Here is a 15931-nt window from a genome sequence, read left to right as displayed (position 1 = left end):
AGCGCGCCCGGCCGCCAGACACATGGCCCCCTGGAGTGGCTTTGCTTCCGCGCACGAGACGGTTATAATCGGGCGACCGCCGGGCCGGCCGACGCGGGGCGCCCGGGGACGTTCATCGTCATACGGAAGAACCTCATCGACATCGCCATCCACCCCTCAACGGGGCGGCCTCTGCCCCCGGCAGCCGGCTGAGGCCCGGGGACGCCGCGGACCGCGAATATGGCTCGGATACTGGTTGTCGACGACGAACAAGCCGCCCGGCTGGGCATGCGCAAGGTGCTGGAACGCGCCGGGTTCGACGTTCTGGAGGCGACCGACGGCCCCGGCGCCCTGGAATCCGTTCGTCGCGACGCGCCGGAGATCGTCCTGCTGGACGTCAACATCCCCGGCCCCGACGGTCTGGAGGTCCTGCGCCGCATATCCGGGGGGCCGGACGCCCCGCTGGTCATCATGATCACGGCCTACGGGTCCGAACGCATGGCGGCCGAGGCGATCAAGCAGGGCGCCTACGACTACATCCCGAAGCCGTACGAGCTGGAGGAACTGCGCGCGGCCGTGCGCCGCGCGGCCGAGACCATCGAGTTGCGCCGCGAGACGCTGCGACTGAGGGCCGAACTGGAGCGCCTCGGCTCCTACGGCGAGATCCTGGGCGTCAGCGCCCCGATGAGGCGCGTCTTCGCACAGATCGACAAGGTCAGTCAGGCCGACGTCACCGTGCTGATCCGCGGCGAGAGCGGCACGGGCAAGGAGATGGCGGCCCGGGAGATCCACCGCCGCAGCGCGCGGCGCGACGGGCCGTTCATCGTGATGAACTGCGCGGCCATGCCGGAGACGCTGGTCGAGAGCGAGCTGTTCGGCCATGCGAAGGGCGCGTTCACAGGCGCGGACACGAACCGGATCGGCAAGTTCCAGGCCGCCGACGGCGGCACGCTGATGCTCGACGAGGTGGGCGACATGAGCCCCGGCACGCAGGCGAAGGTGCTGCGCGTGCTGCAGGAGAGCGCCTTCGAGCCGCTGGGCAGCGTGGAGCCGGTGCGCGTGAACGTGCGCATCATCAGCGCCACCAACCAGGACCTCGAACGCGGAATCGAAAACGAGGAGTTCCGACGCGACCTCTACCACCGCCTGAAGGTCGTGGAGATCGTGCTGCCGCCCCTGCGCGACCGCGGGGAGGACATCGCCCTGCTGGCCGAGCACTTCCTGGAGCTGTTCCGTGCCCGGTATCCCGACGGCCCGCGCCGCTTCGCCCCCTCCACGGTGCGCCTGCTGCATCGCTACCACTGGCCGGGCAACGTGCGGGAACTCAAGCACGTGGTCGAGAGCGCGCTGGTCCTGGCCGCCGGGCCGGAGATACTGCCCGAACACCTGTCGCTCGAGCAGGAGCCGGCTGCGGCCGTCGCGCCGGAGGCCATCCGCACGGACCTGTCTCTCCCCTACAAGGAGGCACGGCAGGCGCTGCTGGAGGAGTTCGACCGCCGCGCGATCGAGCGCGCGCTGGATGCGTGCGACGGCAACGTCTCGCATGCGGCGGAACGACTGGACATGTATCGTCAGAGCCTTCAGAGCAAGATGCGGAGGCTCGGCATCCGCCGCGACGCCTCCGCCCCCCCCACCCGGAGAGAGGACGAATGAAGAAGAACTGCATGCTGACGCCGGGCCCGACCATGGTCCCGCACGAAGTGCTGCTGGCTGAGGCCGCTCCCATGGTGCACCACCGCACCAAGGAGTTCTCCGCCTTCATGGCCGAGACCGCCGAAGGCCTCAAGAAGCTCTTCGGCACCCAGCAGGACGTCTACATACTGGCCGGCAGCGGCACGGCCGGCATGGAGGCCGCTGTGGCCAACGTCTGCTCGCCGGGCGACAAGATGATCTGCGCCGTCGGCGGCAAGTTCGGCGAACGCTGGGCGGAACTGGGGCGCGCCTTCGGCTGCGAGGTCGTCGAGATACCCATCGAATGGGGCCGGTCCTTCGAGCCCGAACAGGCCCGGGACGCCCTGCGCGCCCATCCGGACGCCCGCGCGCTCTACGTGACGCACAGCGAGACGTCCACCGGCGCCCTCTCCGACGTGAAGGCCATCGCGCAGTTGACCCGGGAGACGCCCACACTCCTGGCCGTGGACTCCATCACGGGCGTCGGCGTGCATCCGGTCAAGATGGACGAGTGGGGCCTCGACATCGTCGTCAGCGGCTCCCAGAAGGGCTGCATGATGGCCCCCGGGCTGGCGTTCATCGCCGTCTCCCCGCGCACCTGGGACGCCGTCAAGGCCTGCCAGTCGCCCCGCTACTACCTGGACCTGACGGCCGCGCGCCGCAACTGGGAGAAGCTCGGCACCGCCTTCACCGCCCCGGTCTCCCTGGTCCACGCCCTCCGCAGGGCCCTGGAGATGATCTTCGACGAAGGGCTGGACCAGGTGTTCGAGCGGCACGCGCGCCTGGCGCGCGCCGCCCGCGCCGCCGTGCAGGCCCTGGGGCTGCGATTGCTGGCCGAGCGGCCGGCCAACGGCGTCACCGCCGCCTATGTGCCCGACGGCATGAGTTCGTCCAGGCTGATCGCCCTGATGCGCGACAAGCACGGCGTGACCATGGCCGACGGCCAGGGCGACCTGAAGGGCCGGATCATCCGCATCGGTCACATGGGATACGTCAGCGAAGGTGACCTGCTCGTGGGTCTGGCCGCCCTGGAGGCCGGCCTGCGGGAGATGGGCCACGCGATCGAACTCGGGGGCGGCCTCCGTGCCGCCCAGGAGGCCCTGGCCTGACGGCCGGCCGCCGGCTCAGCCGAGAGCGTCCAGGGCCAGGTCGGCCGCCGGAGCGCTGTGGGTCAGTGCGCCGACCGATATGCGGTCGGCGCCGGCCTCGGCGTAGCGGCGCACGTTCTCCAGCGTGATGCCGCCGCTCGCCTCCAACAGCGGCCGCCCGTCGCCGCCCCGTGCGCGCGCCAGGCCGGCCGCCTCGCGCACCTGGTCGGGCGACATGTTGTCCAGCAGCACGACGTCCGGACGCACCGGCAGCACGGCCGCAAGCTGTTCGAGATCGTCGACTTCGACCATCACGACCCGGTCGGGAAACCGCTCGCGCACGGCCCGCACGGCCGCCGCCGCGCCGCCCTGCCGCCCGAGCAGGGCCAGGTGGTTGTCCTTGATGAGCGCCTGGTCGGCCAGGCTCATGCGATGGTTGCGGCCCCCGCCGCAACGGACGGCATACTTCTCCAGCACCCGCCAGCCGGGGGTCGTCTTGCGCGTATCGCAGATGCACGCGCCGGTGCCCTCGACCTCGCGCACGAACCGCGCGGTCAACGTGGCCACGCCGCTGAGCCGCTGAAGGAAGTTGAGCATCGTGCGCTCGACGGCCAGCACGGAGGCGGCCGGGCCCTCGATCTCGGCCGCCACACCGCCGGGCGCCAGGCGGGCACCGTCCTCCGCCCGATGCTCCAGGACCATGCACGCATCGAAGCGCTCGACGGTCCGGCCGGCCAGCGGCAGACCGCAGAGAACGAGGTCCTGCCGGGCGCGCACCTGGCCGCGCAGCCGGCATTCGGGCGCCACCAGCGCCAACGTCGTCACGTCGGAACGGGCGTCGTCCTCCGCCAGCGCGGCGTCGATCAACGCGTCATAGGCTGTCCACTGCATTCTGCTCGGCTCCCTGCTGATCCCGGGGGCACCCCCCGGGGTGGCGCATCCGGCAGCCGGCCGGGACGAGGAACCGGACGGCGCCGGCCATCACCTCGACCTCGACGGGCAGAAGGCCGGCCGCCTCGCCGTCGAGCTGGTACGGAACGTCGTCCCGCGGCGAGGACAGCACCGCATGCCGGGCGCGGCGGTAGGTCACGTGCGGGCACTCGGCCGACCTGCGCAGCAGCCCGTATGAGACCACGGCGGGCATCTCGATGATGTCCGGCCAGGCCAGGCACATGGCGTCGAGCTGACCGTCCAGGGCCGACGCCCGGGGGGTCAGCTCCACGGGCCCGCCGTAGCTGTGCGTGTTGCCCAGGACGACCTGGTCCATGCCGCGCACCACGGGCCGCCCGTCCAGCTCCACGGCGATATCCCAGCGGGCATGCCCCATCAGGGCGCCGATCAGGTGCGGCATGTAGTGGAACTGGGTGAGCCGGCGCCGCCGATGCTCGTGCACGGCCCGCACCACGTCGCCGTCCACCCCGGCCCCCACCATGCAGGCGAACCGCCGACCGTTGCAGACGCCCACGTCCATGCGAACCAGGGCCCCCTGCAGCAACTGCCGCACCGCGCGCGGCGGCCATCCGTGCATGCCGACTTCCTTGGCGAGCACGTTGCCGGTGCCGGCGGGCAGGACGGCCAGGGCGCAGCGTTCCAGGTCGGCGCCGTTGAGGACTTCATTCAGCGTGCCGTCGCCGCCGAACGCGATGATCAGCGCCCGTCGCCCGGCACATCGCTCGGCGGCCTCGCGGGCGTCGCCCGCCCGGCGCGTGCGCACGACCTTGAGCCGCACCCCCGCGGCGCGCAGTGCGGCCGCCACCGGGCGCACCCAGCGACCCGCCCGCCCCCCCCCGCCGGCGGGATTGGCGACGAGAAGCACGCGATCGAACTCACTCATGTCCATTGTCCGGCACCTCGCGGGCGTCCCGCTGCTGGCGGCAGCGCGAATATACCACAGGCCGGCGGGAGAACGAAGGGCGAAGTGCCCCGCAACAGCTCTGCAGAGGCCGGCCGGAGCTTGACGCCCGCGCCGCCCTGCAGTTAGTGTAGACGGCCGGGGCGGATAGCTCAAACGGCCAGAGCGCTTGCCTTACAAGCAAGAGGCTCCGGGTTCGAATCCCGGTCTGCCCACCATCGGCCCCTTGCCCCAGGTCCAGCGCACCGCTTGATTGCGCCGGCTGCCAGGCGTAGAATCGGTTGGGCTCGCCGTCTACGGCGGAGCTGCACATCTCAACAGGAAGGGGGCGATCATGGCTGCCGGCTTGGAGGCGCGCGCGCGAGGGGGGCATCAGTGGCAGTTCTCGCGGTTTGGGGGCTTCGATCAGGTCCGCCTGGAGAGCGGCGACGACCTGCTCCACCTGGACGAACTCGACCAGAAGCTCTGGGGCGCCCTGGCCTGCCCGACCGACGGGATCCTGTTCGACCGCAAGACCCTGGATCTGCTCGACACGGACAAGGACGGCCGGATCCGCGTGCCCGAGGTGCTCGCCGCGGTGCGCTGGGCGTGCGCTTGCCTCAAGGACCCCGGCGACCTCCTGAAGGAATCGGACACGCTGCCGCTGGATGCCATCGACGATTCGCACCCGGAGGGCGCGCTGCTGCTGTCCACGGCCCGGCGGATCCTGTCCGACATGGGCAAGGAGGGTGCGACTGAGATCACCGTGGCCGACATGGCCGACGCCGCCCACAGGTTCGCGCAGGGCCGGTTCAACGGCGACGGGATCGTCCCGCCCGACTCGGCCGCCGAGCCCGACCTGCAGCAGGCGATCGCCGACGTCATCGCCTGCGTCGAGGCGGAGACCGACCGCAGCGGCAAGCCGGGCGTCAGCCTGAAGACGGCCGACCAGTTCTTCGCCGCCGCCCGGGCCTGCATCGAGTGGTGGCAGGCCGGCGACGCCGACGCCGCCGTGCTGCCGCTCGGGGAGGCGACGTTCGCCGCCGCGCAGGCCGTGCAAGCCGTCGCAGCCAAGGTGGACGACTACTTCGCCCGCTGCCGTCTGGCCGCCTTCGACCCCCGGGCCGGAGCCGCACTGAACCGCGAGGAGGAGGACTTCCTCGCCATCGCCGCCCAGGACCTCACCATCAGCAGCGCCGAGGTGGCCGGACTGCCCCTGGCCCGCGTGGAAGGCGCCCGGCCGCTCCCGCTCAAGGAGGGCGTCAACCCCGCCTGGGCCGACGCCCTGGCCCGGCTGGCGGAGGACGCCGTCGTGCCGCTGCTGGGCCCGAAGAGCGCCCTGACCGAGGCCGACTGGCACGAGCTGCGCGGCAGGCTGGCCGCCTTCGAGCAATGGCACTCCGCCAGGGCCGGCGCCCTGGTCGAACCACTCGGACGCGCGCGCGTGCAGGAACTGCTGGCAAGCGGCATCGAGGACCGGATCCGGGCACTCGCAGCCGAGGACGAGAAGCTGGCACGGCAGGCGGACGCCGTCGGGACCGTGGAGCGCCTGATCCTCTACCACCGCCACCTGCACCGGCTTCTGACGAACTTCGTGAACTTCCGGGACTTCTACAGCCGCACACGGCCCGCCGTCTTCCAGGTCGGCACGTTGTACCTCGACCAGCGGAGCTGCGACCTCTGCCTCTCGGTCGCGGACGCCGCCAAGCACGCCGCACTGGCGGGCATGGCCGGCACGTACCTGGCCTACTGCGATTGCGTGCGCAAGGGCACCGGCGAGGCGATGCAGATCGTCGCCGCCTTCACCAACGGGGATTCCGAGAACCTGCTGGTGGGGCGCAACGGCGTCTTCTACGACCTCGAGGGGCGGGACTGGGATGCGACGATCACCCGGGTTGTGGAAAACCCCATCAGCATCCGCCAGGCGTTCTGGGCGCCCTACAAGAAGTTCGTCCGGATGGTCGAGGAGCAGGCCGCCCGGCGGGCCGCGGCGGCCGACGCCGCCTCCACGGCCAGGCTCGAAAGCGCGGCGGCAACCGTGACCGCGCCGGACAAGTCGGCGCCGCCCGCGCCCAAGAAGTTCGACGTCGGGGTCATCGCCGCCATGGGCGTCGCCCTCGGCGCCATCGGCACCTTCCTGGCGTCCATCTTCGCCCAGATCACCGACATGGCACACTGGCAGATCGCCATCGTCCTGGTCGCCATCGTGCTCCTCATCTCCACCCCGTCCATGGTGATCGCCTGGCTCAAGCTCCGCAAGCGCAACCTCGGGCCCATCCTCGACGCCAACGGCTGGGCGGTGAACGCCCAGGCGAAGATCAGCATCCCCTTCGGAACGGCGCTCACCGGCATCCCCAGGCTGCCGGCCGGATCGCGTCGGGACCTGAAGGACCCCTATGCCCCGAAGAAGAGCATCTGGCCCCGCCTGATCATCGCCGTCATCGTCCTGGCAGTCGCCTACAGCATGCTGAACTCCCGCGGTCTGATCCACCGCTGGACGAACGGCTGGCTGGGCACGCCCGCGACCCAGGAGGGACCCGGGCAGGAGGCCGCAGCGCCGGCATCGGAAGCGCAACCGCCGGCGCCCGAGTAGGCGCCCGGGAGCGTGCGTTGTCGGACGGACCGGAGGGACACGCCCACAGAGGAGGCATGGCGGATGGAGACGGACCCGGGGAGTCCGGCGGCCCTGCGCGGGAGTCTCACGCTCATCATGTGGGGCTTCCTGTTCTTCCTGCCCTGCCCGAGTCCCATCCCGATCGAGGTCCTGGGATGGGCGCTGCTGCTGATCGGGGTCGGCCGGATGGCCTCCCGGGTGGACGGCCTGCGGCCCCTGTTCCTGGCGGCTGCGGCGGGCGTGGCGGTCTGGGCTGTGCGTGTCGTGCGCGGCCTGCCGCCCGCAACGGAGGCCGGAGGGGTCGATCTGGCCCACGTGGCCCTCTACGCCGCCACGTGGGCGCTCCTGACGACCTTCACCGTCCGGCTGGCGGCCGTCATCGGGCGCATCGCGCGGCAGATAGGCGCCGACGACCTGGCCCGCAGCGTGGCCTGGCGGGCCTGGCTGCCCCTGCTGCCGCTGGTCTTGTTCGCGGCGCTGCCCTTCCTGCCGCCGGGGATCGCCCTGCCGGCGGGCTGTGCCTCCCTGGGGGTCTCGGTCATCGTCATCTCGCTGGTGATGGGCATCGCGGCCGGCGCCGTTCGCATGTTCGCCCTGGCGGCCGGAGAGGCCCCCGAGCGCGAACCGGACGAACCGGCCGTCTGAAGGCCCCGCATCCCCGTCCGGCCTGCGTTGCGCGGCCGCGGCATCGGGCGTAGAATGGGGGCCGAGGCCATCCTTGGGACCCCGGAAGGGCGCCACATGCCGCGACAAGCCGACACGCGCGTGCGCACGGCCGTGCACCTGGCGGTCCTGCTGGCGGCGGCCTGCTCGGCGACCGCCTCTGCCGCGAACCTGCCCTTCACGGTCCAGACGCCCCGCTACGAGGTGCAGACGGACGTCAGCCCGGGGTTCACGCAGCTCGTGGCCGCCCACATGGAGCAGATCAACGCGGAGTACGCCCGGCGCTTCCCGGGCTTCGCGCAGGGCAGCCAACGCTTTCGGGTCCTGGTGTTCGCCGGCGAACGGGGCTATCGGCGGGCTGTTCCCCGGGCGGTCTGGGGCTCCACGGGCGTCTTTGCGGCGCCGGAGGGCTTCCTGGCGGCTCACCTGGAGGGCCGCACGGTCGAGGAGGTGCTCCGGACGCTCTACCACGAGGGCTTTCACCAGTTCGTGCGCACGGCGGTGTCGCGCACGTTCCCGACGTGGCTCAACGAGGGCCTGGCCGAGTACTTCTCGGAGGCGACCTGGGACGGCCGGGGCTTCACCGCCGGCCTGGTGCCCACCATGCGCCTCCACACCGTGCAGGAGGCGATCCGGCACCAGGAGTATGTGCCGTTCGACCGGCTGTTCTCGCTGACGGCCGATTCCTGGCTCCAGAACGTTCAGACGGGCGGCCGTCGTGCGGACATTTACTACTGCGAGGCGTGGTCGGTCGTGCAGTTCCTGATGCACGGCGAGGAGGGCCGGCACGTGCGCGCGCTGGACGCCCTCCTGAAGGCCGTCGCGGAGGGGCGGCCGGCCGAAGACGCGCGGCGGGAGGTCTTCGGACCGGACCTGCGGGCCGTCGAGGACGCCTGGGCGCGCTACATGATGTCCCTGACGCCCAGCCCGAAGTTCCAGTGCAGGGACAACATGGAGATCATCATGGTGCTGGCCCGAATGCTGTACACGGACCCCCGCGCATTCCGGGACCCGGCGGCGCTGCGCCACGAACTGCTGAACGAACGGCGTGCGCGCTGGCAGGTTCAGATGCCCACGGGCCGGACGCTGCATTCGGAGGACCTGCCGGAGGTCAACGCCCTCTTCCGCTGCCCGTTCGGCAGGAACCGAAACGAGGTCGCCTACGTACTGGTGCCGAATCGCCATACGGGCCTGCCGACGCTCGTCTACGACGACCTGCCGGGCATCGTCATCACGGCCTACTACCGGCAGGAGGGGCACGACCTGGAGGTCGTGGTGGAGGAGCTGGTGCGCGACACGGTGCCCGAGGCCGACCTTCGCGCGCTGCACGCGGCGCGCAACGCGCAGTTCAGATGAGCCATGTCCGACAGACACTCCTTCAGCCGAACACGGTGGTTCGCACTGCCCGGCCGCGAACTGGCCGTGCTGGTGCTCGGCGTGGGGCTGGTGCTGGCGTTCGTGGCGGCCGCGCGCGCCGTGGATCACGTGTGGGGGCGCGGCGACCTGACGGTGTCCGGAACGGGCGACGCAACGCCGCTTCCCGCACGAATGAACGTGAACACGTCACCCGCGCACGAGCTGGCCCTGCTGCCGGGCATCGGCGCGCAGACGGCGGACCGCATCGTGCGGTACCGGAAGGAACACGGCCCGTTCCGCTCCTTCGAGGACCTCCTGGGCGTCAAGGGCATCGGCCCCAGGACGCTGGAGCGCATCCGCCCCCACGCCATGTGCGCCCCCTTGCCGGGCGACCCGCAGCCGCCGGAGGACTGAGATGGCGCGGTTCTCGCTTCAGGCCGACTTCCAGCCCGCCGGCGACCAGCCGGAGGCCATCCGCCGGCTGGTCGAACGCTTCCGCGCCGGCAGCACGTGCGAGACGCTCCTGGGCGCCACGGGCACGGGCAAGACGTTCACCATGGCCAACCTGATCCAGGCCCTGGAACTCCCCACGCTCATCATCAGCCACAACAAGACGCTCGCCGCACAGCTCTACGGCGAGTTCAAGGAGTTCTTCCCCGACAACGCCGTCGGCTACTTCGTCAGCTACTACGACTACTACCAGCCCGAGGCCTACGTGCCCTCGCGCGATCTGTACATCGCCAAGGACGCCTCGATCAACCAGGACATCGACCGGCTGCGCCTGGCCGCGACCACCCGCCTGATGCAGCGGCGCGACGTGGTCATCGTGGCCAGCGTCTCGTGCATCTACGGGATCGGCCAGCCGGAGGACTACCGCAGCATGTTCGTCAGCGTGGAGGTCGGGCAGGAGATCGCCCGCGACGACCTGCTGGGCCGACTGGTCGAGATCCAGCATACCCGCAGCGACGCCGAGCTGCGTCGCGGCTCCTTCCGCGTCCGGGGCGACGTCGTGGAGGTCTACCCCGCCTACGAGGAGATCGCCTACCGCGTCGACTTCTTCGGGGACTGCATCGACCGGATCGTCGTCGTGGACCCGCTGACGGGCCGGGCACTGGAGGACACCGGCGCCGTCGCCATCTTCCCCGCCAGGCACTTCGTCACGCCCGAGGACCGCATCGAACGGGTGGTCGCCGACATCGAGGCCGAACTGATCGAACGCCTGGACGAGCTGCGCCGGCAGGGCAAGACGGCCGAGATGCAGCGCCTGGAGGCCCGCACGCGCTACGACATGGAACTGCTCTCGGAGGTCGGCTTCTGCCCCGGCATCGAGAACTACGCCCGCCATATCAGCGGCCGGAAACCGGGCGAACGGCCCGCCTGCCTGCTCGACTACTTCCCCGAGGACTTCCTGACCATCGTCGACGAAAGCCACCAGACCGTGCCGCAGATCCGCTCGATGCACCACGGCGACCGCTCCCGGAAGCAGACCCTCGTCGACTACGGCTTCCGCCTGCCGAGCGCGATGGACAACCGGCCGCTGACGTTCGACGAATGGGAGCAGATGGCGCCGCGCGTGCTGTTCGTCTCGGCCACGCCGGAACGCTACGAGGTGCACAGGAGCGGCGGCCGCGTCGTGGATCAGATCATCCGCCCCACCGGCCTCGTCGACCCCGTCGTGGACGTGCGGCCGGCCCGCGGGCAGGTCCAGGACGTCATACGCGAGGTGCGCGCGCGCGCCGAACGCGGCGAGCGCACGCTCGTGACCACCCTGACGAAGCGCCTGGCGGAGGACCTGTCCGACTTCCTGCGCGAGGAGGGCCTCAACGGCTGCTACCTGCACAGCGAGGTGCAGACGATCGAGCGCGTGGAGATACTGAACGATCTGCGCCGCGGCAAGTACGACGTGATCGTCGGCGTCAACCTCCTGCGCGAGGGGCTGGACCTGCCGGAGGTCTCGCTGGTCGCCGTGCTGGACGCCGATCGGGAGGGCTTCCTGCGGTCCGACACGTCCCTGATCCAGACGATGGGCCGGTGCGCGCGCAACGTCAACGCCGTCGTCATCCTCTACGCCGACCGGATCACCGAATCGATGGCACGGGCGATGGAGGAGACGCAGCGCCGCCGCGAGAAACAGATGGCCTTCAATGAGGCGCACGGCATCGTGCCGCAGACGATCCGCAAGTCCATCCAGCCGGGCATCGACTCCGAGGTGCAGGCGTGGAAGCGCCGGATCGAAACGCCGGTCGTTGCCGAGGAGACGGCCGACTACGTCACGGCCCATCGCTTGGACGAACTGGAGAAGGAGATGGATGAAGCGGCCGCGCGGCTGGACTTCGAGCGCGCCGCCCTCCTGCGCGACCGCCTCCGCGCCCTGCGGGGCCAATCCTGAGCGCGGGGCCGGGTTGTGCGCGGATGAGCGGACGACCGGCACCGCAGGACGTTGCACGGGCGGCCGGCAAGCGGGCATAATCTACGTCGCTGTGTGGCCTGAGGGCACAAACCGGGGAACGACGACATGGGAACGCCGTCCATCCCCCGGCCGGTGAGCCTGGTCTGCTCGGTCCTGGCCGGACGGGAGCCGTGGCTGGCCGCGGCGAAGGAGCGCCTGGAAGAAGCGTTCGGCCCTGTGGACGTGGAGAGCGACGTCTGGCCCTTCGGACACACGGACTACTACGAGCCGGAGATGGGGCCCGCGCTGTTGCGGCAGGTGGTCGGCTTCCGCGATCTCGTGATGCCCGACTGCCTGCGCGAAGCGAAGCGGACGACGAATCGGCTGGAACGCCTGTTGGCCGAACAACTGGGCGAAACGCCGGCGAGGCCGGTGAACCTGGACGCGGGCTACGTGAGCATGGACAAACTGGTGCTGGCCACGACGAAGGACCACGCACACCGCATCTACCTGGGCGACGGCATCTACGCCGAGTGCACCCTGCGCTGGCGCGCCGGCGCGTTCGTGCCGTGGGAATGGACCTATCCGGACTACGCCACCGAGACGCTCCGGGATTTCTTCGCTCGAGTGCGGCGGCTGTACCGGGAGAAGATCAGGGCAACGAAGCCGTAGCCGACTGAAGGGAGACGTGCCCGCATGGAGAGGACCCTGGTATTCTTGAAGCCCGATGCCGTGATGCGCGGGCTGCTGGGCGAGGTGATCGGACGGATCGAGCGCAAGGGCTTCCTGATCGTGGGCATGAAGATGCTGCGCCTGAGCGAAGGGTTCGTGCGCCGCCACTACGGCGCGCACGAGGGGAAGGAGTTCTATGAGCCGCTGGTGCGCTACACCATCAGCGGCCCCGTGGTGGCGATGGTGCTGGAAGGCAAGGACGCAGTGAAGGTCGTACGGACGATGATGGGCCGGACGTTCGGGGCGGACTCGCCTCCCGGGACGATTCGCGGCGACCTGGCGCTGAGCAACCGTTTCAACCTGATCCACGGCAGCGACAGCCCGGAGGCCGCCGAGCGGGAGATCGGAGCGTTCTTCGCCCCCGAGGAAGTGGTCAGCTACCCGCCCGAGGCCACGGCCTGGGTCTACGACCAGAGCGGGCCGACGCCGGTCTGACACACACCCGAGTGAGGAGGCGGAACATGGACGGCACAGGGACGAGACGGAAGTGGACGGGATGGACGGTGCCGGCGATGATGGCGCTGCTGTCGGCGGCGGCGTGTCTGGCGGGCTGTCAGGCGCCGCCCGAGCGCGTCGAGGTGCCCCGCCGGCCCCTCGCCGTTCGTCGCAGCGTGAACTTCTGGATCGACGCCCTGCGGGACAACGACCTCGCCTGGGCCACACTCCAGGCGCGATGCGAGGTGAGGATCAGCAACCCGCAGATCAACACGCCGACCAACTCGGTGACGCTGGGCAGCGGCCTCCTCGTGGTGAAGAAGCCCGACCTCGTCTACCTGCGCATACCCCACAAGGGCACCCTGAAGGTGCGCCTGGCGGGCAACGGCGAGCTGTACCGCGCAGAGCTGCCCGCCCTGTCCGACTCCTTCGACGGGCGGTACGGAGACCCGGTCGAGCCGCAGCCCGGCCGCATCCACATCATGCCGGCGGACATCGTCCACGCCTTCTCCCCGGCCAGCCTGCTGGGGCGGGCGCCCGTGCTGCACGATGTCGAGCAGATCAGCAGGGTCTCCCTGGTCGAGTGGGAATCGGATCCCCCCGCGGTCCGCATCCCCGCCGCGATCTCGTTCGACCGCATCTCCGAAGCCATCACGACCATCGAGAAGTACAACGCCGACGGCGCCATCCGCTCCGTCGTCACCTACCCGCGCAGGGAACTTGTGGAGACGGGCGTCGGCCGGTCCGTGCAGGTTCCCACCGCCATCCTGATCGACTACCCGATGGAGAGGACGCGGGTTCTGCTCCGGCTGGAGGCCGTGAAGCTGGACCAGCTCTTGGACGAGGAGAGCCCGTTCAAAGACGCGACCGAAGCGCCCTGACCGGGCCGTTCAGCGTCCACCGAGCAGTCCGGACAGCAGGCCGAGTCTGTGCGCCACGAAACCGAGCACGGCCACGGCGACGAGGAAGGCGATCAGCGTCGTGACCAGGCCGCCGGACTTCTTCACCGGCTGGTCGCCCTGCGCCTTCTGGAAGTCGCGGTAGGCCGTCGCGCAGTTGCGTCCGCAGAAGGCCCCGTGCTCCGTCTTGAACGCACACTCGTCGCACACCGGCTTGTGGCACTGGATGCACCGGAACAACGCCGGGCGCACGTGGCAGACGACACATTGCTTGTCCATGGGCTCCTTCCTCGCACCTGGCAGGCAACGGGGCCGGGCCGGCCCCTCTACAGGATGTAACGGGTCAGGTCCTCGTCCTCGACCAGCGGGCTCAGACGCGCGTCCACGAAGCTGCGGCCGACCCGCACCGTCCCGTCGGGCATGTCCGGCGCGTCGAAGCTCACATCCTCCAGGAGCTTCTCCATCACCGTCTGGAGCCGGCGCGCGCCGATGCTCTGCGTGCGCCGGTTGATCTTCTCGGCGTACTCCGCGATGCGCTCGATGGCGTCATCGGTGAACTGCAGGGTCACGCCCTCGGTGGCCAGCAGTTCGCTGTACTGCGTCGTCAGGGCCGTTCGGGGCTCCCGCAGGATGCGCACCAGGTCGTCGCGTGTCAGGTCGTTCAGCTCCACACGGATGGGGAAGCGGCCCTGAAGCTCGGGGATCAGGTCGCTGGGCTTGGCGACGGTGAACGCGCCGGCGGCGATGAACAGGATGTGGTCGGTGCGCACAACGCCGTAGCGGGTCGGCACCGTGCAGCCCTCCACGATGGGCAGGAGGTCCCGCTGGACGCCTTCGCGGCTGACGTCCGGGCCATGGCCCTCCGCACGGGCGCCGGCGATCTTGTCGATCTCGTCGATGAAGATGATGCCGTGGTTCTGTGCCCGCTCGATGGCCGCGCGATGCACGGCCTGACGGTCCAGGAGGCGCTCGCACTCCTGGTGCAGCAGCACGTCGCGCGCCTCGGCCACCGTCAGGCGCCGCCGTTGCGTGCGGGGAGGCAGCATCTGCTCCAACACGCCCTGCATGTCGATGCCGATCTCGTCACCGCCGGCGGCCACTCCCTGCATGACGACGGGCTTCTCGGTCACGTCGATCTCGACGGTGCGTTCGTCCAGCTTCCCCTCGTGCAGGAGCTTGCGCAGGCGGCCGCGGGCGTTGCGCCGCCGCTCGGCCCGGTCGCAGTCGTTGGTCTCGTCCTCGGGCGGCTCGTAGAGGACGTTCAGCAGGCGCTCCTCGGCGTTCTCCTCCGCCTGCCGGCGCACCTGCTCGGTCATCTCGGCACGCACCATGTTGACGGCCAGCTCCACCAGTTCGCGCACCATGTTGTCCACGTCGCGTCCGTGGTAGCCCACCTCGGTGTAGTGGGAGGCCTCGACCTTGACGAAGGGCGCGTTGGCCAGGCCGGCAAGCCGGCGCGCGATCTCCGTCTTGCCCACGCCCGTGGGGCCGATCATGATGATGTTCTTCGGCAGGATGTCCTCGCGCAACTCCTCGGGCAACTGCTGGCGGCGCCAGCGGTTCCGCAGGGCGATGGCGACGGCCCGCTTGGCGTCGTCCTGCCCGACGATGTACTGATCGAGTTGCGCCACGATGGCACGGGGCGTCAGGCCGTTCATGGCAGCGTCTCCACGCGGATTTGATCGTTCGTATACACGCATATCTCGGCGGCGATCCCCAGGGACCTGCGCACGATGTCCTCGGCGCCCAGGTCCGTGTTGCGCACCAGTGCGCGCGCGGCGGCCGTGGCCAGCGCCCCGCCGGACCCGATGCCCAGGATGCCGTCGTCCGGCTCGATCACCTCTCCGTTGCCGGTGATCAGCAGGCTCCGCTCGGCGTCCATGGCCACCAGCAGGCTCTCCAGGGGGCGCAGCAGCTTGTCCGTGCGCCACTCCTTGGCCAGTTCATGGGCGCTGCGCAGGAGGTTCCCCTGGTAGCTCTCCAGCTTCGTGCTGAAGCGGTCCAGCAGTGCGAAGGCATCGCCGGCCGACCCGGCGAACCCCACGATCACCCGCCCCTGGTGCAGCCGGCGGATCTTCGAGGCGGTGGCCTTCACGACCGTGTCCTTGAGCGTCACCTGCCCGTCGCCGCCCAGGGCCGCCTGCCCGTCCCGGCGCACGGCCAGAATGGTGGTGCTGCGCATGCGCTCGTCCATGGTCTTCCTCCTGCAGGCCATTGTACCGACCGCGCGCGCCCGATCATAGTGAGCGGGACGGCCGCGATCACTTGCCCACG

The 15931-nt window shown here is 70.3% G+C and carries 15 protein-coding genes and 1 tRNA gene; 11 read left to right on the top strand and 5 right to left on the bottom strand.

Annotation, left to right across the window (positions count from 1 at the left end; all coding sequences use genetic code 11):
* Positions 1-219: 219 nt before the first annotated feature.
* Positions 220-1632, top strand: a complete 1413-nt coding sequence (locus tag GXY85_02335) for a sigma-54-dependent Fis family transcriptional regulator (protein ID NLW49667.1) — start codon at positions 220-222, stop codon at positions 1630-1632.
* On the top strand, positions 1629-2759 hold the full coding sequence (locus GXY85_02330) for an alanine--glyoxylate aminotransferase family protein (GenBank protein NLW49666.1): 1131 nt from the start codon (positions 1629-1631) through the stop codon (positions 2757-2759). The genes GXY85_02335 and GXY85_02330 overlap by 4 nt, the downstream gene beginning before the upstream one ends.
* A gap of 15 nt (positions 2760-2774) precedes the next feature.
* On the opposite strand, the gene nadC is transcribed toward GXY85_02330, so the two are convergent.
* Together nadC and GXY85_02320 are read right to left on the bottom strand one after the other, a co-directional pair.
* Entirely contained in the window at positions 2775-3629 is an 855-nt protein-coding gene (gene nadC / locus GXY85_02325) for a carboxylating nicotinate-nucleotide diphosphorylase (protein ID NLW49665.1), read from the bottom strand.
* Positions 3610-4572, bottom strand: a complete 963-nt coding sequence (locus tag GXY85_02320; protein NLW49664.1) for a hypothetical protein — start codon at positions 4570-4572, stop codon at positions 3610-3612. Before GXY85_02320 ends, nadC begins: the two co-directional genes overlap by 20 nt.
* Positions 4573-4731: 159 nt before the next feature.
* Here GXY85_02320 and GXY85_02315 point away from each other — a divergent pair.
* The 9 genes from GXY85_02315 to GXY85_02275 all read left to right on the top strand — a co-directional run bounded on the left by GXY85_02315 (position 4732) and on the right by GXY85_02275 (position 13639).
* A tRNA-Val gene (locus GXY85_02315) sits at positions 4732-4808 on the top strand.
* Positions 4809-4924: 116 nt separating this feature from the next.
* Positions 4925-7162, top strand: coding sequence for a hypothetical protein (locus GXY85_02310; GenBank protein NLW49663.1), 2238 nt, complete (start codon positions 4925-4927; stop codon positions 7160-7162).
* A gap of 63 nt (positions 7163-7225) precedes the next feature.
* The gene (locus GXY85_02305) at positions 7226-7828 is read left to right on the top strand and encodes a hypothetical protein (protein ID NLW49662.1); all 603 of its coding nucleotides are present in this window, start codon (positions 7226-7228) and stop codon (positions 7826-7828) included.
* 96 nt (positions 7829-7924) lie between these two features.
* Positions 7925-9202 (top strand): DUF1570 domain-containing protein, encoded by a 1278-nt coding sequence (locus GXY85_02300; protein NLW49661.1) that lies wholly within the window; start codon positions 7925-7927, stop codon positions 9200-9202.
* 3 nt (positions 9203-9205) lie between these two features.
* The gene (locus GXY85_02295; protein NLW49660.1) at positions 9206-9616 is read left to right on the top strand and encodes a helix-hairpin-helix domain-containing protein; all 411 of its coding nucleotides are present in this window, start codon (positions 9206-9208) and stop codon (positions 9614-9616) included.
* Between the two features lies 1 nt (position 9617).
* Entirely contained in the window at positions 9618-11591 is a 1974-nt protein-coding gene (uvrB, locus tag GXY85_02290; protein ID NLW49659.1) for an excinuclease ABC subunit UvrB, read from the top strand.
* A 126-nt stretch (positions 11592-11717) separates the two neighbouring features.
* Complete coding sequence (locus tag GXY85_02285) at positions 11718-12263, top strand: DUF4416 family protein (protein ID NLW49658.1); 546 nt, start codon at positions 11718-11720, stop codon at positions 12261-12263.
* A 24-nt stretch (positions 12264-12287) separates the two neighbouring features.
* Positions 12288-12758 (top strand): nucleoside-diphosphate kinase, encoded by a 471-nt coding sequence (gene ndk / locus GXY85_02280; GenBank protein ID NLW49657.1) that lies wholly within the window; start codon positions 12288-12290, stop codon positions 12756-12758.
* Between the two features lie 26 nt (positions 12759-12784).
* Positions 12785-13639 carry a hypothetical protein gene (locus GXY85_02275; protein ID NLW49656.1) on the top strand — a complete coding sequence of 285 codons (855 nt, stop codon included), beginning with the start codon at positions 12785-12787 and terminating at the stop codon, positions 13637-13639.
* A gap of 9 nt (positions 13640-13648) precedes the next feature.
* On the opposite strand, the gene GXY85_02270 is transcribed toward GXY85_02275, so the two are convergent.
* From GXY85_02270 to hslV, 3 genes are read right to left on the bottom strand one after another with little or no spacing between them, the layout of a single operon-like run.
* Complete coding sequence (locus GXY85_02270) at positions 13649-13936, bottom strand: hypothetical protein (GenBank protein NLW49655.1); 288 nt, start codon at positions 13934-13936, stop codon at positions 13649-13651.
* 47 nt (positions 13937-13983) lie between these two features.
* Positions 13984-15315: an ATP-dependent protease ATPase subunit HslU gene (gene hslU / locus GXY85_02265; GenBank protein ID NLW49654.1), complete on the bottom strand. Its 1332-nt coding sequence runs from the start codon at positions 15313-15315 to the stop codon at positions 13984-13986.
* Positions 15312-15851 (bottom strand): ATP-dependent protease subunit HslV, encoded by a 540-nt coding sequence (gene hslV / locus GXY85_02260; protein NLW49653.1) that lies wholly within the window; start codon positions 15849-15851, stop codon positions 15312-15314. Before hslV ends, hslU begins: the two co-directional genes overlap by 4 nt.
* Positions 15852-15931 lie beyond the last annotated feature (80 nt).

The sequence above is a fragment of the Candidatus Brocadiaceae bacterium genome, from assembly GCA_012728835.1.
In the GTDB taxonomy this organism is placed as follows: Bacteria; Planctomycetota; Brocadiia; order SM23-32; family SM23-32; genus JAAYEJ01.
Note: the sequence above shows the minus strand (reverse complement) of the source record. Positions and strands in the feature narration are given on the sequence as shown.

Excerpts from the sequence above, each read along its gene's own strand:
- ndk (NLW49657.1), top strand. The coding sequence starts at position 12,288 with ATGGAGAGGACCCTGGTATTCTTGAAGCCCGATGCCGTGATGCGCGGG.
- GXY85_02310 (NLW49663.1), top strand. The coding sequence starts at position 4,925 with ATGGCTGCCGGCTTGGAGGCGCGCGCGCGAGGGGGGCATCAGTGGCAG.
- GXY85_02330 (NLW49666.1), top strand. The coding sequence starts at position 1,629 with ATGAAGAAGAACTGCATGCTGACGCCGGGCCCGACCATGGTCCCGCAC.
- hslU (NLW49654.1), bottom strand. The coding sequence starts at position 15,315 with ATGAACGGCCTGACGCCCCGTGCCATCGTGGCGCAACTCGATCAGTAC.
- GXY85_02305 (NLW49662.1), top strand. The coding sequence starts at position 7,226 with ATGGAGACGGACCCGGGGAGTCCGGCGGCCCTGCGCGGGAGTCTCACG.
- uvrB (NLW49659.1), top strand. The coding sequence starts at position 9,618 with ATGGCGCGGTTCTCGCTTCAGGCCGACTTCCAGCCCGCCGGCGACCAG.
- GXY85_02320 (NLW49664.1), bottom strand. The coding sequence starts at position 4,572 with ATGAGTGAGTTCGATCGCGTGCTTCTCGTCGCCAATCCCGCCGGCGGG.
- GXY85_02295 (NLW49660.1), top strand. The coding sequence starts at position 9,206 with ATGTCCGACAGACACTCCTTCAGCCGAACACGGTGGTTCGCACTGCCC.
- GXY85_02300 (NLW49661.1), top strand. The coding sequence starts at position 7,925 with ATGCCGCGACAAGCCGACACGCGCGTGCGCACGGCCGTGCACCTGGCG.
- hslV (NLW49653.1), bottom strand. The coding sequence starts at position 15,851 with ATGGACGAGCGCATGCGCAGCACCACCATTCTGGCCGTGCGCCGGGAC.
- nadC (NLW49665.1), bottom strand. The coding sequence starts at position 3,629 with ATGCAGTGGACAGCCTATGACGCGTTGATCGACGCCGCGCTGGCGGAG.
- GXY85_02270 (NLW49655.1), bottom strand. The coding sequence starts at position 13,936 with ATGGACAAGCAATGTGTCGTCTGCCACGTGCGCCCGGCGTTGTTCCGG.
- GXY85_02285 (NLW49658.1), top strand. The coding sequence starts at position 11,718 with ATGGGAACGCCGTCCATCCCCCGGCCGGTGAGCCTGGTCTGCTCGGTC.
- GXY85_02335 (NLW49667.1), top strand. The coding sequence starts at position 220 with ATGGCTCGGATACTGGTTGTCGACGACGAACAAGCCGCCCGGCTGGGC.
- GXY85_02275 (NLW49656.1), top strand. The coding sequence starts at position 12,785 with ATGGACGGCACAGGGACGAGACGGAAGTGGACGGGATGGACGGTGCCG.